The organism is Streptomyces sp. NPDC001985, assembly GCF_040296845.1.
Classification (GTDB): Bacteria; Actinomycetota; Actinomycetes; order Streptomycetales; family Streptomycetaceae; genus Streptomyces.
The window spans coordinates 1-19,261 of sequence record NZ_JBEOYB010000044.1 but is presented as its reverse complement, the minus strand read 5'-3'; the positions used below and the strand labels follow the sequence as shown (position 1 = coordinate 19,261).

The following is a 19,261-nucleotide window of genomic DNA, read 5'->3' as shown; positions in this document are numbered from 1 at the left end:
GCGATGATCGGGGGATGGCCGATACAACGGAGAACGAGACGAGCGGTGCGGCGGGCAGGACGGCGGAGGAGGCGCTGCGGTATCGCAGACTGGCCGCCTGGCGGAGGTCCGAGAAGCTGTTGTGGACGGGTCCTGCGGACCGTTCCCTGCGGTCCCGGCTGACGGAGCTGGCGTCGGGTGGGGACGGGATCTGGGACATGGACGACCACCCGGACATCTACGGCGGCGGGACGGTCGCGGAGCTGGAGCGGCGGACGGCGGAGCTGCTCGGGTTCCCGGAGGCGGTGTACTTCCCGACGGGGACGATGGCGCAGCAGGTGGCGCTGCGGTGCTGGGCCGGGCGGACCGGGAACGCGACGGTGGCGCTCCATCCGATGGCCCACCCCGAGGTGCACGAACGGGGCGCCTTCGAGGCGCTGAGCGGGCTGCGCACCGTCCATCCGACCCGGGAGCGCAGGCTGCCGACGGCGGCGGAGGTGGCGGACTTCGAGGAGCCGTTCGGGGCGCTGATGCTGGAGCTGCCGCTGCGGGACGCGGGGTTCGTGCTGCCGGAGTGGGAGGAGCTGGTGGCGGTGGTGGGAGCGGCGCGGGAACGGGATGCGGTGGTGCACTTCGACGGCGCGCGGCTGTGGGAGTGCGCCCCGCACTTCGGCCGCCCGCTGTCGGAGGTGGCGTCGCTCGCGGACAGTGTGTACGTGTCCTTCTACAAGTCGCTCGGCGCGCTCTCGGGCGCGGCGCTGGCGGGCCCCGCCGAGGTGATGGCGGAGGCGAGGGCGTGGCGCCACCGCTACGGGGGGCAGCTGTTCCAGCAGTACCCGGCGGCCCTGTCGGCGCTGCTGGGCCTGGAGCGCGAGCTGCCCCGGCTGCCGTCGTACGTCGCCCACGCGAAGCGGGTGGCGGCGGCGCTGGGGGAGGGGCTGCGGGAGTCGGGGGTGGGGTGGTATCGGGTGAACCCGGGGGTGCCGCAGACGCATCAGTTCCAGGTGTGGCTGCCGTACGAGGCGGAGGTGCTGAACGAGGCGGGGGTGGGGCAGGCGGAGGAGACGGGGGTGACGCTGTTCCGGGTGTGGTGGGGGGAGGGGGGTCCTCCGGGGGTGTCGGTGACGGAGGTGACGGTGGGGGCGCCGGGGCTCGGGTGGGACGGGTGCGCTGTCCGCGCGGCCCTGGCGGACTTCCTCCGCCGAGTGCCCCCCACCACCTGAGGCGCCCCCACCCCGGTCCCCACGGTGTGCGGGGCCCGCCCTCGATCACCCGGCGCCCGTGGTGCGGGGTCCGTCCTCACCGGACAGGCCGACACGCACCAGCTCGGGCACCCGGGGTGCCGGGTCCGTCCTCAAACGCCGGACGGGCTGGGGTTGCTCGGGCTACCCGTGGTGCGGGGTCCGTCCTCAAACGCCGGACGGGCTGGGGTTGCTCGGGCTACCCGTGGTGCGGGGTCCGTCCTCAAACGCCGGACGGGCTGAAATTGCTCGGGTCTCCCGTCACCGGGGGTGCGTCCTCAGACTCCCCCAGAGCTGACTCCGGGAGGTACCCCCAGACACGCTGAGGTTGCTCGGCTCCGCCGATGGGCCGAGGCACAAGAACCAGCCCCTCCGGCGATTGAGGAGCGGGGGCTCGGGGGCCGGCCCCCGACCGCGGCCCGCAGCATGCGGGGTCCTCTGGCACAGGGTCCGTCCTCAAACGCCGGACCGGCTGGGGTTGCCGGGGCCCGGGGGGCCGATTGACGGCGGGCGTCAAGTGGGGGGCTTTCCGGGGCGTCCGACCCCCACCATGGGACCCGTGAGCGTCACCATCGACATCAGCGGCCTCCCCCCGGAGCGCGTCGTCTTCGAGATATCCCCCCTCGCCGAACTCGGCGTGGCCCTGCACGCCCTCGCCGAGCCCGGCCACCACCCCGGGCTGCACGGCTGGGCCACCGCCACCTCCGCGTCGCTCAAGCCCGACCTCGCCGACCGGCTCTGCGAGGCGGACTTCCTCTGGCGGACCACCTTCTCCGATGTGTTCATGCCGTTCGCCGGACCTCGCTCCGGCACCCCCTCCCCCTCCCCCTCCCCCACCCTCGCCGGGGACCTCGACCTCCTCGACCGGCTCGACGACGACACCTTCGTCTCCGCCGCCCTGGAGTTCACCTGCTCGGAGCGGTACAGCCGGGGCGGCCCCTCCGCCCTGCGCGACCCCGCCCGCCGCGACCGCGCCCTGGAGCTGGCCGCCTTCCGGGGCCCTCGCCAGCTCGACTTCACCCGGCGGCTGCTCGACGACCCCACCGCCGTGCGCGCCTGGGTCCGCCGGCTCTTCGAGGACTGCGACGAGGCCTTCTTCGCCGACACCTGGCGCCGGGTCCTCCCCCAGCTCGCCGCCGACGCCCGGCACCAGACCGAACTGCTGCGCCACAAGGGCCTCGCGGAGGCGCTGCGCTCCGTCTCCGCCGCGCTCTCGGTCGACGAGGACCGCACCCGTATCACCGCCGACAAGATCTCCGACGGCCGGACGACCGCCGTCCCCGGCGGCAACCCGGCCGCCGCCGGGCTCACCCTCATCCCGTCCAGCTACGGCTGGCCGCATCTGATGGTGCTGCACGCCCCCGGCTGGCGCCCCGTGATCCACTACCCCGTCGGGTCACCCGCCGTCCCCGACTCGTCGTCGGTCGGGCTGCTCACCCTGCGGATGGAGGCCCTCGCCCACCCCATGCGCATCCGGCTCTGCCGCAGCCTCGCCCGTACCCCGTACACGACCACCGAGCTGGCCGACACCTGCGGGATCACCGCTCCGGAGGTGTCCCGCCACATCTCCGTCCTGAGGAAGGCCGGGCTGATCTCCACCCGCCGGCGCGGGCGCTATGTGCTGCACCAGCTCGATGTCACCACCGTCGCCCGGCTGGGCAGCGACTTCCTGGAGACGGTGCTGCGCTGAGCCGGCCCCGGCCCCGGCCGGGGCCGGGCGTCACTTCCCCGGGTTGCCGCCCGCCCGCACCAGACCGGTCTCGTACGCCAGCACCACCACCTGCACCCGGTCCCGCAGACCGAGCTTGGTGAGGATGCGCCCCACATGCGTCTTGACGGTGGCCTCGGAGAGCACCAGCCGGCCGGCGATCTCCCCGTTCGACAGGCCCTGCGCGACCAGCAGCATCACCTCGCGCTCCCGCTCGGTCAGCCGGTCGACCTCTTTGTTCCGGGGCTCGCTCCCGCCGCTCGGCAGCATCGGGGAGAAACGGTCCAGCAGCCGGCGGGTCGTCGACGGCGCGACCACCGCGTCCCCGCTGTGCACCGAGCGGATCGCCGCGAGCAACTCACCGGGCGGCACGTCCTTGAGCATGAAACCGCTGGCCCCCGCCTTCAGCCCGGAGAAGGCGTACTCGTCCAGGTCGAACGTGGTCAGGATCAGCACCTTCGGCGGACGGGGCGCGGCACAGATCCGCCGGGTCGCCTCGACCCCGTCCAGCCTCGGCATGCGGACGTCCATCAGGACGACGTCCACCGCCGTGGCGCGCAGGATCTCGATGGCCTCCGCGCCGTCGCCGGCCTCCGCCACCACTTCCATGTCCGGCTGGGCGGCGAGCACCATACGGAATCCGGTGCGCAGCAGCACCTGGTCGTCCACGAGCATCACACGGATGGACATGTCAGCGGGTCTCAATCGTTCGAAGGGAGAGGCCGGCCCGGAGAGCTGGGCGGGCCGGTCGGGCCGGGAGGGCTGAGCGGGCTGAGCGGGCTGAGCGGACTAGGCGGACTAGGCGGGCTTGAGGGGCAGCAGAGCACTGATCCGGAATCCTCCGCCGGGTCTGGGCCCGGCGTCCAGGGTGCCGCCGACCATACCGATGCGCTCCCGCATGCCGATGAGTCCGTGGCCCTGGCCGTCGGCGCCCCCGTCCTGGTACAGCTCGTGGGAGGCGCCCCGCCCGTCGTCCTCCACGAGCAGTCCGAGCCCGTCGTCGAAGTAGACCAGCCGCACGCTCGCGCCGACCTCCGGCCCACCGTGCTTGCGGGTGTTGGTGAGGGCCTCCTGGACGATCCGGTACGCCGTCAGCTCCACCCCGCTCGGCAGCGGCCTCGGCGTCCCCTCGACCCTGAAGTCGACGGTCAGCCCCGCCGCGCGGACATGCTCGACCAGCTCCTCGATCTGCCGCACATCGGGCTGGGGGACGTACTCACCGCTCTCCGGCGCGTCACCGGTGCGCAGCACCCCGAGGAGTCTGCGCATCTCGGCCAGCGCCTGGCGGCCGGTGCTGGAAATGGTCTCCAGGGCCTGTTTGGCCTGGTCGGGGGCGGCGTCCAGGACATAGGCGGCGCCGTCGGCCTGGACCACCATCACGGAGACGTTGTGCGCGACGACATCGTGCAGCTCCCGGGCGATCCTGGCGCGCTCGGCGGCGACCGCGACCTTCGACTGGGCCTCGCGCTCCCGCTCCAGCCGCATCGCCCGCTCCTCCAGCTGGGCGAAGTAGGCCCGGCGGGTGCGTATCGAGTCGCCGAGGACCCAGGCGAGCACGAACGGCACCGCCAGCACGATGATGAAGAAGACCTGGCCCGTGGTGGATATGGACGGATCGGGCGGCCAGGCGATCTGGGACACGGGCGCCGCGACCAGCCCGCCGACGAGGGCCAGCCGGCGTGCCCACTTCGGGGCGTCGCGGGCGGCGACCGTATAGATGATCACCAGCATCGCGAAGTCGCCGGGGACGACCCGGATGTCCGTCACGACCTGGAGGACGCCCAGCACGGCGGTGAGGACGAGCATCCGCTCCGGAATCCGGCGGCGCAGCGCGACCACCAGGGCCAGCCCCAGGGAGATGGGCACACCGGCCCAGCTGGGGTTGTAGCTCCTCTCCTGTGCGAGCTGCATCAGGGAGAGCGCCAACAGGACCAGGGCCCAGAAGGTGTCGACACCGGTGGGGTGTCTGCGAATGAAGTCATAGACGCGCTGCACGTAACCCAGAGTAGGGAAGGAGGACAGGTGTAGGGGTCAACCGTCAGAGCGATCCGGCGGGCCGGGGCGTACTCCGCAAGGTGGAGACTGGTCGCGTGGCGGACGACGGCGATACGTATGCGTGGCGCGGCTGGCGGGAGGCGGCCGAGGCCGCGCTCTACGGGCCCGGCGGTTTCTATCTGCGGCCCGAGGGCCCGGCGGGGCATTTCCGTACGTCGGTGCACGCCTCGCCCCTCTTCGCGGCGGCGGTCGCCCGGCTGCTGAGAACCACGGTGGAGGGGCTGGGCTCCGGGGCCGGGGAGCCGTCGGTGGTGGACATGGGCGCGGGGCGGGGGGAGCTGCTGACGGGGGTGCTGGCGGCGCTGCCGGACGGATACCCGGTACGGGCGTACGCCGTGGAGCGCGCCGCCCGCCCCGAGGGGCTCGACCCGCGCATCGAATGGCTGCCGGAGCCCCCGGCGGGGGTCAGCGGGCTGCTCTTCGCCAACGAGTGGCTCGACAATGTGCCCGCCGAGGTCGCGGAGGTCGACGCGGAGGGAGTGGTGCGCCGGGTGCTGGTGCGGCGGGACGGCACGGAACGGCTGGGGGAGCCGGTGGAGGGTGCGGACGCGCGGTGGCTGGAGCGGTGGTGGCCGCTGGAGGAGCCGGGGGCGCGGGCGGAGATCGGGGGGAGCAGGGACGCGGCGTGGGAGGGGGTCGTGGCGGGGATGCGGGAGGGGCTGGCGGTGGCGGTGGACTACGCGCACGTGGCGGGGGCGCGGCCGCTGTTCGGGACGCTGACCGGGTTTCGGGGTGGGCGGGAGGTGCGGGCGGTGCCGGACGGGAGCTGTGATCTGACGGCGCATGTGGCGCTGGACGCCTGTGCGCTGCCCGGGGCGACCCTGACCTCTCAGCGGGCGGCCCTGGCGGCCCTGGGTGTCTCCCCCGCCCGCCCGCCCCTCTCCCTGGCGTCCACGTCCCCCGCGGAGTACCTCCGCGCCCTCTCCGCCGCCGGCGAGGCGGCCGAACTGATGTCCCCCGGTGGCCTGGGCGATTTCCTCTGGCTCCACCAGCCCGTCCCCCCGTCCTGACGGTCCACCCGGGTGTGCGGGCGGGCTGAATTTGCTCGGGTCGCCCGCCACCCGGGGCCCGTCCTCGAACTCCCCCGGAGCTGCCTCCGGGAGGTACCCCCGGACCGGCTGAGTCCGCTCAGCCCCGCCGGCACACATTCCAGCCCCGCCGGCGATTGAGGCGCGGGGGCTCGGGGGCAGGGCCCCCGACCGAGGCCCGCGGCACGCGGGCACCTGTCGCCCAGGGTCCGTCCTCAAACGCCGGACGGGCTGAAATTGCTCGGGTCTTCCGTCACCCGGGGCCCGTCCTCAAACTCCCCCGGAGCCGCCTCCGGGAGGTCCCCCCAGACCGGCTGGAGATGCCGGACCAGCCGGGAACGCTCGGGCCGCCCGTGGCGCGAGGCCGTCCTCGAACTCCCCCGGAGCTGCCTCCGGGAGGTACCCCCGGACCGGCTGGAGATGCCGGGCCGGGCGGGCGGGAGTGGCGGTGGGCTCGACAGGAGGCCCTCAGGTGCGGGGCCCGCCGGAGGGCGGGGGATACTGAACGCATGACGGAGACCACGTTCGGCATCGGCGGCGCCGCGGAAAGCACCGACATGGTGCTCAACATCGGCCCCCAGCACCCCTCCACCCACGGCGTCCTCCGCCTCCGCCTCGTCCTCGACGGCGAGATCATCCAGCACGCCGAACCCGTCATCGGCTACATGCACCGCGGCGCGGAGAAACTCTTCGAGGCCCGCGACTACCGCCAGATCATCATGCTCGCCAACCGCCACGACTGGCTCTCCGCCTTCTCCAACGAGCTGGGCGTCGTCATGGCCGTCGAGCGGATGCTCGGCATGGAGGTCCCCGAGCGCGCCGTCTGGACCCGCACCCTGCTCGCCGAGCTGAACCGGGTCCTCAACCACCTCATGTTCCTCGGCTCCTACCCCCTGGAGCTGGGCGGCATCACCGCCGTCTTCCACGCCTTCCGGGAGCGCGAGGAGCTCCAGAGCGTGCTGGAGGAGATCTCCGGCGGCCGGATGCACTACATGTTCAACCGGGTCGGCGGCCTCAAGGAGGACCTCCCGGCCGGCTGGCTCGGCCGGGTGCGGCACGCCGTGGCCGAGGTGCGCTCGCGGATGGACGTGTACGACCGGCTGGTGCTCGGCAACGAGATCTTCCGGGGCCGGACCCGCGCCGTCGGTGTCCTCTCCGAGCAGGCCGTGCACGCGTACGGTGTGAGCGGCCCGATCGCCCGCGCGTCCGGCGTCGACTTCGACCTCCGCCGGGACGAGCCCTATCTGGCGTACGGGGAGCTGGCCGACACCCTGAAGGTGGTCACCCGCTCCGAGGGCGACTGCCTGGCCCGCTTCGAGGTGCTGCTCGACCAGACGTACAACTCCCTCGACCTCGCCGACGCCTGTCTCGACCGGATCGCCGATCTGGAGCCCGGCCCGATCAACCAGCGGCTGCCCAAGGTGCTCAAGGCCCCGGAGGGCCACACCTACGCCTGGACGGAGAACCCGCTCGGGATCAATGGCTACTACCTGGTCTCCAGGGGCGAGAAGACCCCGTACCGGCTGAAGCTGCGCTCGGCGTCGTACAACAACATCCAGGCCCTCGCCGAGCTGCTGCCGGGCACACAGGTGCCGGACATGGTCGCGATCCTGGGCTCGCTGTTCTTCGTCGTCGGCGACATCGACAAGTGAGCCCGGCGGGCGGGTGGGCCCGGCCGGGCCCACCCTCCGCTCAGGAGTTGACCGCGTCCCGCAGTTCGCCGAGGTCGAGCCGCTCCGTCTCGTCGTGCGCGGTCAGATCGATCACCTCGCCGACGGCCGCGCGGTCCACGGCGACCGGGGCAGGGGCCGGGGCCGCGTCGGCGAGCGCCTCCTCGCCGACGACATCGGCGAGATCCTGCTCCTGCACGGCCTCGATCGCCCGCTGTGCCGGGGCGGCCGGCACGGCAGCCGCCTCCGCGCCCTGGGTGCCGAAGAAGTCGAAGTGGCCCTCGGGCCGGGCCGGTACGGCGCCCCGCCGGGGGCCGTAGGGAACGATCGCCGCGGAGCGCCTGGCGGGGAGGGCGGCGGCCGGGCGGGGGCGCGGCTTCGCCCCGGCGTCCGCCGTGTGCTTCCCCTGCGGCGGTTCGTCCGCCTTCCCGGGCTGCGCGGCCACCGCCGGAACCGCTTTGGCGGTACGCCCGGACCGCTGCGACACCGCGTTGCGCGCGAGGTCGTCCAGGGCCCTGGCGGCGCGCAGATAGGTGGAGGCGGTGGGCGAGGCCCCGGCCACGGGCAGCGCCCTCGGCCCGTCCGCCTCGACGGCGAGCTGCCGGCGCCCTTCGAGCGCGCTGGCCCGCTCGGTCTCCGCGGTGGCGTAACGGCGCAGCAGGGCGGCGTGCTCACCGCGCAGGGCGGCCAGTTCGACCCGCTTGGCGCGCAGCTTCGCGTCGAGCTTGGCGCGCAGCTCGCGCGACTCCTCGACATCCGCCTCCAGTTCGGCTATCCGCTCCTCGGCCTTGACGGCGTCACTGGCCCGGCCCCGGGTCAGATCGGCGACCTGGAGACCCGCCGCGCGATCCCAGTGGCGCATCAGAAACGCGCCGGTCACAGCGGCGGCGGCCGCGGCGCCGACCAGGGCGCGGAGCAGGACCGGTTCACTCAGCAGCCACGCGCCGGCGGCGCACAACGCGGACGCTCCGGCGACCGCGCTGGGCGGCAGCAGCCTGTGCAGGGGCGGGGAATGGCGGTGGCGTCCACGTGGCATGGCCTGAAATTTACCGTGCGGAGAAGCGGATGGGGATATCGGCCCGGAAAAACTCTCGTTCCCGAACACCATCGGGATCGGAACCCCGGTTCTTCCTCGGGTTCTTCCTCCGGATCTCCCCGCGGATCTCCCTCCGCTTCCGCGCCGGGAACGCCGGGCCGCCCTTCACCCCTTCTTCACCGCTCGCGGCCCGCGGTCTACTTCCCGAGCAGGTTCCTGGACTCCAGATACTCCTTCGCCACATCCTTCGGCTTGGCCCGTTCGGCGTCGACCCTGCGGTTCAACTCGGCGAGATCCTCGGTCGTCAGCGCCTTGGTGATCTTGCCGAGGGCTTCCGCTATCTCCGGTGAGCCGGCGTCCTTGGCATTGACCACGGGCAGGACGTTGTCCGCGTTCTGGAGCTTCTTGTCGTCCTCCAGGAAGACCAGTCCGTCCAGCACCGCGTCCGTGGTGGTGGTGAGCACCAATTGCACATCGCCGTCCCTGACGGCCTGCTTGGACTGCGGGGTGCCGACGCCCTTGGGGTCCACGCCCGTGACATCGATACCGTAGGTCTTCTTCAGACCCGGTGCGCAGAACGGCCGCACGGTGCACTCGTCGCCCGCCGCGACCTTGACCTTCAGCTTGGACTTTCCAAGATCGGAAAGTGTCCTGAGGTTGTTCTTCTCGGCGAATTCCCGGCTCACCGCGAAGGCGTTCTGGTCGACCGCCCCGCCGGCCGGGAGCACCTTCAGCCCGCGCGGCCCGGCCAGCTCGGTGAGCGCGGCGACGGTGGCTTTCGCGTCGCTGGAGGCGACGGGCTTCTCCTCGGGCGCCTTCGCGCCGTTGACCTTGGCGTTGAGGAATTCGGCGATCGTCGCCGCGTACTCCGGTACGACGTCGATCTCCCCCTTCTCCAGCGAGGGTTCGTACAGCTCGCGGTTCTTCACCGTGGTGATCGAGGTCCGGTAGCCGGTGTCGGCGAGGATCTGCGCGTACAGCTCCGCCAGGACCTTGGACTCGGTGAACGAGGCCGAGCCGACGACCAGCGAGCCCTTCTCACCGGAGCCGCCGCCCGAGCCGCCGTCCTTCGACTTCTCCAGGGTGTCGCCGCCGCACGCGGCGAGAGAACCCGTCAGGGCCACCACGGCCAGTGCCGCTCCCGCGATACGAGAGGTCTTGCGCATCAGGTTCTCCGTCCAGAGGTCCATGAGGGTCCATGCGTCCATGAGGGTTCATGAGGGTTTGTGAGGGGCCGTGCCACCCGGGGCGATCGTGTGCGGGGAAGGCGGGCTCACACGGCCCCGCGCGGTCGCGCGACCGCCGTGCGCAGCGGGTTGAACAGCCGGTCCGCGATCACCAGCACCCCCTCCACCAGCAGCGCGAGCCCGGCCGCGAGCAGCGCCCCGGCCACCACCTGCGCGGTGTCGAAGGTGTTGAACCCGGCGGTGATGATCCGGCCCAGACCGCCCTGCCCGACCATCGAGGCGATGGTGGCGGTGGCGACCACCTGCACGGCGGCCGACCGGAGCCCGGTCATCAGCAGCGGGTAGGCGAGCGGCAGCTCCACCCGGAGGAAGACCTGCTTCCCCGACATCCCCATCCCCCGTGCGGCCTCCACCACCGCCCGGTCGACCTCGCGCATCCCGACATAGGCGTTGGTGAGCAGCGGCGGCACCGCGAAGAGCACCAGGGCGATGATCGTCGGCGCGTATCCGGCGCTGCGGAGGGGGGTGAGCATGAAGAGCGCGAGGACCGCGAAGACGGGGATGGCCCGCCCGGCGTTGGAGATGTTGATCGCCAGCGCGCCGCCCCTGCCGAGGTGGCCGAGCCAGAGCGCCAGCGGCAGGGCTATCGCACAGGCCAGCAGCAGCGCCGCGCCACTGACGTACACATGCTCGCCGAGGCGGTGCCAGGCACCGCTCTCCCCTGACCAGTTGGACCCGGTGGTGAGCCAGGTCCACGCATCGGCCAGCACCCCCATCAGACGGCCCCCCCGGTCCTGGGCTCCGGGGTCGTCCCCGACGCCCGGGCGGACCCGGATATCCGGGTCCAGGGCGTCAGCAGCCGCTGCGCCCCGAGCAGCAGCAGATCCGCCACGACGGCCAGCAGCACACAGAGCACGGACGCGGTCAGCACCTGGGCCTTGAAGGTGGTCTGCACCCCGTCGTCGATGAGGTTGCCGAGGCCGCCCTTGCCGATGAGCGCGCCGACGGTGGTCAGCGCGACGGTGGAGACGGTGGCGATCCGCAGTCCGGCCATCAGCGCGGGCAGCGCGAGGGGCAGCTCGACCTCCCAGAGCAGCCGGCCCGGGCCGTACCCCATGCCCCGGGCGGCCTCCCGGGCCTCGGCGGGCACCGCGTCCAGCCCGGCGAGGATGTTCCGCACGAGAATGGTGAGCGAATAGAGCACGAGCCCGGTGACGACGAGCGCGGCCGAGAGGCCGAAAACGGGCAGCAGCAGCGAGAACATCGCCAGCGACGGAATCGTGTAGAGGAGGGTGGTCAGGCCGAGGACGGGGGCGGCGAAGGCGGGCCGCGCCCGCGCGAGAAGCGCCAGCGGGAATGCCACCGCGAGCCCGATCAGCACCGATGCCACGGTGATCCAGACATGCTCGATCGTCGCATCGGTCAACTCCTGACTCCGGGAGCGCAGATACTCCCCGCAGATCCAGTCATTGGCCGCCAGACAGCTCTGCGCGGCCAGTCGCATACTCATGATTCCCCACCTCCCCGCCCATCCCCTTCGTATGTCTGATGACCTTAACCTTGGCCACTGACAATCGCCGAGAGACGGCACACAGCGGCAACACGCCCTTCACACACCACGCGCCACAATGGGGAGCCATGATCCGTTTCGAGAATGTCACCAAGCGATATCCGGACGGAACGACGGCCGTCGACGATCTGTCCTTCGAGGTGTCCGAGGGCGAACTGATCACCCTGGTGGGTCCTTCCGGCTGCGGCAAGACCACCACGATGAAGATGGTCAACCGGCTCATCGAACCGACCAGCGGGCGGATATTCCTCGACGGCGACGACATATCCGCCATCGACCCGGTCACCCTGCGGCGGCGGATCGGCTATGTGATCCAGCAGGTCGGCCTCTTCCCGCACAAGACGGTGCTGGAGAACACCGCGACCGTCCCCCACCTGCTCGGCTGGAAGCGCGCCCGGGCCCGGGAGCGCGCCGCCGAACTGCTCGATCTGGTCGGCCTCGACCCGTCGGTGTACGGCGACCGCTACCCCGAGCAGCTCTCCGGCGGCCAGCGCCAGCGGGTCGGTGTGGCCCGCGCGCTCGCGGCCGACCCTCCCGTGCTGCTGATGGACGAGCCCTTCGGCGCGGTCGACCCGGTGGTGCGCGAGCACCTCCAGAACGAGTTCCTCAAGCTCCAGTCCCAGGTGCGCAAGACCGTGCTCTTCGTCACCCACGACATCGAGGAGGCGGTGCGCCTCGGGGACCGTATCGCCGTGTACGGACAGGGGCGGATCGAACAGTTCGGCGCCCCGGCGGCGGTGCTCGGCACCCCGGCGACGCCCTATGTCGCGGACTTCGTCGGCGCCGACCGGGGGCTCAAGCGGCTCTCGGTCACCCCCATCGAGGAGAGCGACCTGGAGCAGCCGCCGGTCGTCGGGCTGGACGATCCGCTGCCCCGGGAGCTGGGCGCGCGCTGGGCCGTGGTGCTGGACACGGCGGGCGATCTGCACGGCTGGATCTCCGCCGAGCAGGCGCGCGCGCAGGGCTCCGTGCGGGAGCACGCCCGCCGGATGGACGCCTGGCTGCCGCTGGGCGCCTCCCTCAAGCAGGCCTTCGCCACCATGCTCCAGCACGACGCCGGCTGGATCGCGGTGATCGACGAGGAGGGGACCGGCCGCTTCCTGGGCGTACTGACCCCGGCGAGGCTGCACGAGGCGCTGCGGCGCTCCATCGACGCCGACGCGCAGGACATCCCGCGCACGGAGGTGGAGCTGGAGTCGATCGCGACCGTGGCGACGGCGGAGTAGCCGGACCGGCGGTCGGGGTCAGGCCGGCGGAGCAGCCGGGCCGGGGGCAGGGGCAGGGGCAGGACGGCGGAGCAGCCGGACCGGGGGCAGGGGCAGGGGCAGCGGAGCAGCCGGACCGGGGGTCGGGGTCAGCGCGCGCCGAGCCGGCCGCTCATCCACTCCAGCGCGGGCGGCACCTGGCGCGACCAGGTGGTGAAGTTGTGGCCGCCGCTGTCGAGGATGATCGAGGAGACCCGGGCGGGTGGCCGCACCCGGGAGATGAACTCCCGGGTCGCGCCGAGGTTGTCCTCCCCCGTGCGGGAGCTGGTCACCAGGAACGACGTCCTGCCCTGCGGCCGGTGGTCCAGGCTCCACAACAGGTCCGCCCGGTCGCGCAGGGCCTGGTCGCCCCGGAAGAGGTTCCCGGTCGTCGGGTCCTCGGCCGCCTTGTAGTACGCGGAGAGCCCCACGCCCACCGAGTACCGCTGCGGGTGGTGCATGGCGATCTTCAGCGCGCAGTAGCCGCCGGTGGAGACGCCGATGACGCCCCAGCCGCGCGGTGCGGTGTCCACCCGGTAGGTCTGTGCCACGGCGGCCGGCAGATCCTCGCCCAGAAACGTTTCCGCCTGCGGTCCGCCCGGGATGTCGACGCATTGGGTGTCCCTCGGCGGCGCGACCGTCGAACGGAGCATCACCAGCACCATCGGCTGCATCCGCCCCTCCCGGGCCTTCCGGAAGGCGATCTGCGGATACTTCTGCCCCTTGATCAGATTCTCCGCCGTCCCCGGATAGCCGGTGAGCGCGACCACGACGGGGAAGTTCCGCTTCCGGTACTCCGGCCGGAAGTACTCGGGCGGCAGATAGACATAGGCCGGAACGGTGATGCGGGACTTCTCGCCCCGCACCACGACCTTGTGGAGCCGGCCGCCCTTCTCGGGCCGCGCGCCGCCCTCCACCGGGGCCATCCGCCGGTCGACGACCTCGATCCGGTCCGCGTCCGCCGAGTGGTCGACCACCACCCCGAGCCGCTGCTCCCGTCCGAGGAGATCGGACCAGGAGCCGTAGAAGAGGAACGCGTTGTTCGCCACCAGCCCGACGGTGGCGAAGAGGGAGAGCTGTGTCGCCAGCAGCAAACCGATCCGGCCGCACACCGCACGCGGGCTCCGGCCGGCCAGCCGTGGCCAGAACCAGATGGTCGCCACAAAGAGCCCCACGGCCGCCACAACGGCTCCCGTCAGGACATAGCCACTGGTCAGACCCATGAGACGTAAAACTCGCTCTCTCAATATTTCGTGATGTACCAGTCAACCCGCCCCCGGAAAGTCCCGTCCTAGGTAACGCAAATCGTCCGGTGCCGCCTGACCGCGGCCCAGCGGCACAGGTTTTTCGCAACGTCATGGGAAGCGATGTCTGCAACGGTAGATGGGGACAAATCCGGATCGGTTCCGGGACGGGTCACCCGGCGACGGCGTGTCCGGCGGTTGCTGCGCGGCCCCCGCCCCCGGGCCGTGCCCAGTCTCACCGCCACGGCCTGCGCGCTCATCGGCTTGATCGATATCACCGCGGGGATACGCCCGGCGCTCCGGCACAGCGGGACCGCCGGCACCCCGGAGCCGTACGCCGCCGGACTCTCCGCCACCGGGCCGTACGCCGCCGCGCTCTCCCTCACCACCGGTGTCCTGCTCGTACTGCTCGCGCACGGCCTCAGACGCCGCAAACGGCCGGCCTGGCGGGCGGCCGCGGTGCTGCTGCCCGCCGGGGCGCTCGGGCACCTCCTCCACGGGCAGCCGGCCGCGCTGGCGATCGCGCCGCTCGTGGTCCTGGTGCCGCTGATCGCCCACCGCCGTGAGTTCTCCGCCCGGCCCGACCCGCGCGGCCGGCGGCGGGCCCTCGCGGTCCTCGCCCTCCTGGGCGCCGGCGCGCTCGCCGCCGGGACCGCCGTCACCGCCGTCACCGCCGCCCACCCGGACCGGGCGCCCGGCTCCCCCGGCCCCGGCGACCTGCTGAAGCACACCCTGTACGGGCTCCTCGGCTTCGAGGGACCCGTCGCCCACACCGGGGGCGCGCCCTGGACCGTGGCGTACACCCTGGGAGCCCTCGGACTGCTCACCGCCGCCGGCGCGCTCCACGCCCTCCTGCGACCGGAGCGGCCGGACTCCCGGCTCGGCGCCGACGACGAACAGCGGCTGCGCGATCTGCTCGCCCGGCACGGCGCCCAGGACTCCCTCGGGCACTTCGCGCTCCGGCGCGACAAGGGCGTGGTCTTCTCGCCCAGCGGGAAGGCGGCCGTCTGCTACCGGGTCGTCTCCGGGGTGATGCTCGCCTCCGGCGACCCGGTCGGCGATGCCGAGGCGTGGCCCGGCGCCATCGAGCGCTTCCTGGCCGAGGCCCGGGCGCACGCCTGGACCCCCGCCGTGATGGGCTGCTCCCGGACCGGCGGCGAGGTGTGGACCCGCGAGGCCGGGCTCGACGCGCTGGAGCTGGGCGACGAGGCGGTGGTGGAGGTCGCGGACTTCTCCCTCTCCGGGCGCGCGATGCGCAATGTCCGCCAGATGGTGAACCGGATCGAGCGCGGCGGGTACACCACCCGGGTGCGCCGCGCCCACGACCTCCCCGACGAGGAGCTGGCGGCGATCCGGCGCGCCGCCGACGCGTGGCGGGGCACCGGCACCGAGCGCGGCTTCTCCATGGCGCTGGGGCGGATCGGGGACCCCTCGGACGGGGAGGCCGTGATCGCCACCGCGCACCGGGACGACGACCCGGGCGCGCCCCACGGCGATCTGAAGGCGGTCATCCACTTCGTGCCCTGGGGCACGGACGGCATGTCCCTGGAGCTGATGCGGCGCGACCGCTCGGCCGACCCCGGCGTGAACGAACTGCTGATCGTCGCCGCGCTGCGGGCGGCCCCCGGGCTGAAGGTCGAGCGGGTCTCGCTGAACTTCGCGATGTTCCGCGCGGCGCTCGCCCGGGGCGAGCGGCTGGGCGCGGGGCCGGTGCTGCGGCTCTGGCGCGGTCTGCTGGTCTTTCTCTCGCGCTGGTTCCAGATCGAGTCGCTGTACCGGTTCAACGCCAAGTTCCGCCCCCGGTGGGAGCCGCGCTTCGTGGTCTTCCGCAGCGCCCGTGACCTGCCGAGGATCGCCTTCGCCGCGCTCCGGGCGGAGGGTTTCGTGACCGCGCCCCTCCCCCGCCCGCGGCGCCGGCGGACGGGCCCCCCGCTGACGGCACCGCCCGCACCGGCAGGCCCTAGGCTGGGCGTATGAGTACGTTGAGCGGGTTGCCGGAATGGGATCGCTGCGCGGTCATGGGGGTCGTCAATGTGACACCCGACTCCTTCTCCGACGGCGGTCGCTGGTTCGACACCACCGCCGCCGTGAAGCGCGGGCTGGACCTCGTCGCGGACGGCGCCGACCTCATCGACGTGGGCGGCGAGTCCACCAGGCCCGGGGCCAGCCGGGTGGACGAGGAGGAGGAGCTGCGCCGGGTCGTCCCGGTGGTCCGGGGGCTGGCCGCCGAGGGCGTCACGGTCTCCGTCGACACCATGCGCGCCTCCGTCGCCGACCGGGCCGTCTCCGCGGGCGCCGTCCTCGTCAACGACGTCAGCGGCGGGCTCGCCGACCCCGGCATGGTCGCCGCCGTCGCCGCCGCCGAGGTCCCCTTCGTGGTGATGCACTGGCGCGGCTTCAGCCAGGACATGAACAGCCGGGCGGTGTACGAGGACGTGGTCGCCGAGGTCATCGGCGAGCTGCGCGCCCGGATGGAGGCGGTCGTCGCCGGCGGTATCGCGCCCGAGCGGATCGTCGTCGACCCCGGTCTCGGCTTCGCCAAGGACGCCGAGCACGATCTCGCGCTCGTCGCCCATCTGCGCGACTTCCGCGAGCTGGCCCGCCCCCTGCTGGTCGCCGCCTCCCGCAAACGGTTCCTCGGCCATGTCCTCGCCCGGGACACCAAGGACGGCGCCCCGCCCCGCGCCCGGGAGCGGGACGCCGCCACCGCCGCGATCTCCGCGATCTCCGCCCACGAGGGCGCCTGGGCCGTCCGTGTCCACGAGGTCCGGGCCACGGCCGACGCCGTCCGGGTCGCCCGCGCCGTCGAGGCCGCCCGGTGAGCCGCACCGACATCGAGCAGGTCGAGGAGGCCAACACCACGTTCTACGAGACGATGGAGCGCGGCGACTTCGAGGCGCTCTCCGGTCTCTGGCTGGACGACGACATCTCCTGCATCCACCCGGGGTGGCCGGTGCTCTCCGGCCGCGGCGAGGTGCTGCGCTCCTACGCCCTGATCATGGCGAACACCGAGTACATCCAGTTCTTCCTGACCGATGTGAAGGTCAGCCTCGTGGGCGACACCGCGCTCGTGACCTGCACGGAGAACATCCTCAGCGGCGGGCCCGCCGAGGAGAGCGGTGAGCTGGGGCCCCTGGTGGGGCAGCTGGTGGTCGCCACCAACGTGTTCCGCCGCACGGCGGACGGGTGGCGGATCTGGTCGCACCACGGCTCCCCCGTGCTCACGGAGAGCGCCGGGGACGAGGACGAGGGCGAGGAGGCCCCCTCCTAGGGAGGGCAGGGCCGCCGCGGGCGGACGGGCGGGGGCCCGGGAGGGTTCGGGGCCCCGGCGCGGGGCAGAAGCCGGTCCACCGGCGGCCGGGCGTCCCGGTGAGCGGCCCCGCGGGCGAGTGGTGTCGGTGGCCGCAGGTAGATTCGAATGGGCACACGAGCCGTGGTTGGGTGGATGTGTGGCCGTATGCCCGGATGACCTACGAGAGCAGGAGTGATTCGCGTGGATCGTGTCGCGCTGCGCGGCCTCAAGGCCCGCGGGCACCATGGCGTCTTCCCACGGGAGCGCGAGGAGGGGCAGACCTTCATCGTGGATCTGGTGCTCGGCCTCGACACCCGCCCCGCAGCGGCCGATGACGACCTGGCGAAGACCGTGCACTACGGCGTCGTGGCGGAGGAGGTCGTCGCGATCGTCGAGGGCGAGCCCGTCGACCTCATCGAGACCCTGGCGGAGCGGATCGCCCGCAGCTGCCTCCAGCACGACGGCGTCCAGGAGGTCGAGGTGGTGGTGCACAAGCCCGACGCGCCGATCACCGTCCCCTTCGACGACGTGACCGTCACGATCACCCGGAGCCGAGTATGAGCGACCCCACGGTGCAGCCCGTGCCCGCGTCCGTGGTCGAGCAGGTGGACGCGGCGGACGTGACCCTCTCCAACCCCAGGCGGGCCGTGATCTCCCTCGGGGCGAATCTGGGCAACCGCCTGGAGACCCTCCAGGGCGCGGTCGACGCGCTGGAGGACACCCCCGGGGTCCGGGTGAAGGCCGTCTCCCCGGTGTACGAGACGGAGCCCTGGGGAGTGGAGCCCGGCTCCCAGCCCTCGTACTTCAACGCGGTGGTGCTGGTGCGGACGACCCTGCCGCCGGACTCCCTGCTGGAGCGCGGCCAGGCGATCGAGGAGGCGTACGACCGGGTGCGCGAGGAGCGCTGGGGCCCGCGCACCATCGATGTGGACATCGTGGCGTACGCGGACGTGGTCTCGGACGACCCGGTGCTGACCCTGCCCCACCCGCGCGCCCACGAGCGCGCCTTCGTGCTCGCCCCCTGGTGCGATGTGGAGCCGGACGCCGAGCTGTCCGGGCACGGCCCGGTGGCCGAGCTGCTGAAGTCGGTCGGCCGGGAGGGAGTGCTCGCCCGTGCCGATCTGGAACTCCGGCTGCCGGAGTAGTCGTTAGGCTCTTGGTTGGCACGGTGACGGAAGGGCGGCTCTCTCGGTGAGGCAACTACGACTCGGTGTACTGGCCGGTCTCTTCGCCGGGGCCGGTCTGCTGTCCTGGGCGGGCGCCCGGCTGTGGGAGTCGTTCGGGACGATCCCGAGCGTGCCCCTGGCCGCGCCGATCGTGCTGGCGGCCATCGCGGCGATCCTGCTGGCGACGGCGCTCTCCCTGCGCTCCCGGCTGAAGGCCCAGCGCGAGCGGCGCCCCGGCGCGAAGGGGGTGGAGCCGCTGATGGCGGCTCGCGCGGTGGTGTTCGGGCAGGCGAGCGCGCTGGTGGCGGCGCTGGTGAGTGGGATGTACGGAGGGGTGGGGGTGTTTTTGCTGGGGTCGTTGGAGATGCCGGCGCGGCGGGAGCAGGCGATTTACGCGGGGTTTTCGGTGGGGGCGGGGGTGGCGGTGATCGCGGCGGCCTTCTTCCTTGAGCGCGTTCTGCGCCTCCCCGAGGACCCGGATTCCCCCCACCCCACCCCTCCGGGCCCCGCCCCCGCCTAGGTCGTCTTCTTTCGGATCTTGCCGGGCTCGCGAGCCCGGGCACCGCGCCTCGCCGCGTTGTCGTCGGTCGCCGACGCTCCCCCGAGCAAACCGGCCCGTCCGGCACCCCCAGCCGGTCCGGGGGCGCCTCCCAAAGGAAGCTCTGGGGAAGCTTGAGGACGGCCCCTGCCGCACCCCCAAGCCCGTCCGGCCCATGAGGACGGCCCCCGCACCACAGGTGCCCGACCCCTGCAAGATGCAGCCCGTCCGGCGCTTGAGGACGGACCCTGGTCCACAGGACCCCGCACCCTGCAAGATGCAGCCCGTCCGGCGCTTGAGGAC

18 protein-coding genes are annotated in these 19,261 nt (G+C 72.8%); 11 read left to right on the top strand and 7 right to left on the bottom strand.

Annotated elements, in window-relative coordinates; all coding sequences use genetic code 11:
• Positions 1-14: 14 nt before the first annotated feature.
• Positions 15-1,202 (top strand): threonine aldolase family protein, encoded by a 1,188-nt coding sequence (locus tag ABT122_RS20580; protein ID WP_351553976.1) that lies wholly within the window; start codon positions 15-17, stop codon positions 1,200-1,202.
• 568 nt (positions 1,203-1,770) lie between these two features.
• A complete protein-coding gene (locus ABT122_RS20575; RefSeq protein ID WP_351553973.1) occupies positions 1,771-2,910 on the top strand; it encodes a DUF5937 family protein in 1,140 nt (379 codons plus the stop codon).
• A 30-nt stretch (positions 2,911-2,940) separates the two neighbouring features.
• Here the strand turns inward: ABT122_RS20575 and ABT122_RS20570 are convergent, their stop codons facing one another.
• Complete coding sequence (locus tag ABT122_RS20570; protein WP_351553970.1) at positions 2,941-3,618, bottom strand: response regulator transcription factor; 678 nt, start codon at positions 3,616-3,618, stop codon at positions 2,941-2,943.
• Positions 3,619-3,726: 108 nt separating this feature from the next.
• A complete protein-coding gene (locus tag ABT122_RS20565; RefSeq protein ID WP_351553967.1) occupies positions 3,727-4,923 on the bottom strand; it encodes a sensor histidine kinase in 1,197 nt (398 codons plus the stop codon).
• A gap of 80 nt (positions 4,924-5,003) precedes the next feature.
• Here ABT122_RS20565 and ABT122_RS20560 point away from each other — a divergent pair, with 80 nt between their 5' ends.
• Complete coding sequence (locus ABT122_RS20560) at positions 5,004-5,993, top strand: SAM-dependent methyltransferase (protein WP_351553964.1); 990 nt, start codon at positions 5,004-5,006, stop codon at positions 5,991-5,993.
• A 527-nt stretch (positions 5,994-6,520) separates the two neighbouring features.
• A complete protein-coding gene (locus ABT122_RS20555; RefSeq protein WP_351553962.1) occupies positions 6,521-7,663 on the top strand; it encodes an NADH-quinone oxidoreductase subunit D in 1,143 nt (380 codons plus the stop codon).
• A 40-nt stretch (positions 7,664-7,703) separates the two neighbouring features.
• On the opposite strand, the gene ABT122_RS20550 is transcribed toward ABT122_RS20555, so the two are convergent.
• From ABT122_RS20550 to ABT122_RS20535, 4 genes are all read right to left on the bottom strand, one after another.
• Complete coding sequence (locus ABT122_RS20550) at positions 7,704-8,717, bottom strand: coiled-coil domain-containing protein (protein WP_351553959.1); 1,014 nt, start codon at positions 8,715-8,717, stop codon at positions 7,704-7,706.
• Between the two features lie 197 nt (positions 8,718-8,914).
• Positions 8,915-9,883, bottom strand: coding sequence for an ABC transporter substrate-binding protein (locus ABT122_RS20545; RefSeq protein WP_351554087.1), 969 nt, complete (start codon positions 9,881-9,883; stop codon positions 8,915-8,917).
• 107 nt (positions 9,884-9,990) lie between these two features.
• Positions 9,991-10,680 (bottom strand): ABC transporter permease, encoded by a 690-nt coding sequence (locus ABT122_RS20540; RefSeq protein ID WP_351553957.1) that lies wholly within the window; start codon positions 10,678-10,680, stop codon positions 9,991-9,993.
• Positions 10,680-11,414, bottom strand: a complete 735-nt coding sequence (locus ABT122_RS20535) for an ABC transporter permease (protein ID WP_351553954.1) — start codon at positions 11,412-11,414, stop codon at positions 10,680-10,682. The genes ABT122_RS20540 and ABT122_RS20535 overlap by 1 nt, the downstream gene beginning before the upstream one ends.
• Before the next feature lie 128 nt (positions 11,415-11,542).
• On the opposite strand from ABT122_RS20535, the gene ABT122_RS20530 reads away from it, so the two are divergent.
• Positions 11,543-12,700, top strand: coding sequence for an ABC transporter ATP-binding protein (locus ABT122_RS20530; RefSeq protein WP_351553951.1), 1,158 nt, complete (start codon positions 11,543-11,545; stop codon positions 12,698-12,700).
• A gap of 128 nt (positions 12,701-12,828) precedes the next feature.
• Here ABT122_RS20530 and ABT122_RS20525 read toward each other — a convergent pair whose 3' ends face one another.
• Entirely contained in the window at positions 12,829-13,941 is a 1,113-nt protein-coding gene (locus ABT122_RS20525) for an alpha/beta hydrolase (protein WP_351553948.1), read from the bottom strand.
• Between the two features lie 144 nt (positions 13,942-14,085).
• On the opposite strand from ABT122_RS20525, the gene ABT122_RS20520 reads away from it, so the two are divergent.
• The 6 genes from ABT122_RS20520 (at position 14,086) to ABT122_RS20495 (ending at position 18,940) form a co-directional block, all read left to right on the top strand.
• Positions 14,086-15,939 (top strand): phosphatidylglycerol lysyltransferase domain-containing protein, encoded by a 1,854-nt coding sequence (locus ABT122_RS20520; protein WP_351553945.1) that lies wholly within the window; start codon positions 14,086-14,088, stop codon positions 15,937-15,939.
• Positions 15,936-16,784, top strand: a complete 849-nt coding sequence (gene folP, locus ABT122_RS20515; RefSeq protein WP_351553942.1) for a dihydropteroate synthase — start codon at positions 15,936-15,938, stop codon at positions 16,782-16,784. The genes ABT122_RS20520 and folP overlap by 4 nt, the downstream gene beginning before the upstream one ends.
• Positions 16,781-17,233 (top strand): nuclear transport factor 2 family protein, encoded by a 453-nt coding sequence (locus ABT122_RS20510; protein ID WP_351553939.1) that lies wholly within the window; start codon positions 16,781-16,783, stop codon positions 17,231-17,233. Before folP ends, ABT122_RS20510 begins: the two co-directional genes overlap by 4 nt.
• 222 nt (positions 17,234-17,455) lie before the next feature.
• Positions 17,456-17,815 carry a dihydroneopterin aldolase gene (gene folB / locus ABT122_RS20505; protein ID WP_351553936.1) on the top strand — a complete coding sequence of 120 codons (360 nt, stop codon included), beginning with the start codon at positions 17,456-17,458 and terminating at the stop codon, positions 17,813-17,815.
• Positions 17,812-18,399, top strand: a complete 588-nt coding sequence (gene folK / locus ABT122_RS20500; protein WP_351553933.1) for a 2-amino-4-hydroxy-6-hydroxymethyldihydropteridine diphosphokinase — start codon at positions 17,812-17,814, stop codon at positions 18,397-18,399. Before folB ends, folK begins: the two co-directional genes overlap by 4 nt.
• Positions 18,400-18,445: 46 nt before the next feature.
• Positions 18,446-18,940, top strand: a complete 495-nt coding sequence (locus ABT122_RS20495; protein WP_351553930.1) for a DUF3180 domain-containing protein — start codon at positions 18,446-18,448, stop codon at positions 18,938-18,940.
• Positions 18,941-19,261: the final 321 nt, after the last annotated feature.

Excerpts from the sequence above, each read along its gene's own strand:
- ABT122_RS20555 (WP_351553962.1), top strand. The coding sequence starts at position 6,521 with ATGACGGAGACCACGTTCGGCATCGGCGGCGCCGCGGAAAGCACCGAC.
- ABT122_RS20545 (WP_351554087.1), bottom strand. The coding sequence starts at position 9,883 with ATGCGCAAGACCTCTCGTATCGCGGGAGCGGCACTGGCCGTGGTGGCC.
- ABT122_RS20525 (WP_351553948.1), bottom strand. The coding sequence starts at position 13,941 with ATGGGTCTGACCAGTGGCTATGTCCTGACGGGAGCCGTTGTGGCGGCC.
- ABT122_RS20520 (WP_351553945.1), top strand. The coding sequence starts at position 14,086 with ATGTCTGCAACGGTAGATGGGGACAAATCCGGATCGGTTCCGGGACGG.
- folK (WP_351553933.1), top strand. The coding sequence starts at position 17,812 with ATGAGCGACCCCACGGTGCAGCCCGTGCCCGCGTCCGTGGTCGAGCAG.
- ABT122_RS20535 (WP_351553954.1), bottom strand. The coding sequence starts at position 11,414 with ATGAGTATGCGACTGGCCGCGCAGAGCTGTCTGGCGGCCAATGACTGG.
- folP (WP_351553942.1), top strand. The coding sequence starts at position 15,936 with ATGAGTACGTTGAGCGGGTTGCCGGAATGGGATCGCTGCGCGGTCATG.
- ABT122_RS20580 (WP_351553976.1), top strand. The coding sequence starts at position 15 with ATGGCCGATACAACGGAGAACGAGACGAGCGGTGCGGCGGGCAGGACG.
- ABT122_RS20570 (WP_351553970.1), bottom strand. The coding sequence starts at position 3,618 with ATGTCCATCCGTGTGATGCTCGTGGACGACCAGGTGCTGCTGCGCACC.
- ABT122_RS20575 (WP_351553973.1), top strand. The coding sequence starts at position 1,771 with ATGGGACCCGTGAGCGTCACCATCGACATCAGCGGCCTCCCCCCGGAG.
- ABT122_RS20530 (WP_351553951.1), top strand. The coding sequence starts at position 11,543 with ATGATCCGTTTCGAGAATGTCACCAAGCGATATCCGGACGGAACGACG.
- ABT122_RS20540 (WP_351553957.1), bottom strand. The coding sequence starts at position 10,680 with ATGGGGGTGCTGGCCGATGCGTGGACCTGGCTCACCACCGGGTCCAAC.
- ABT122_RS20550 (WP_351553959.1), bottom strand. The coding sequence starts at position 8,717 with ATGCCACGTGGACGCCACCGCCATTCCCCGCCCCTGCACAGGCTGCTG.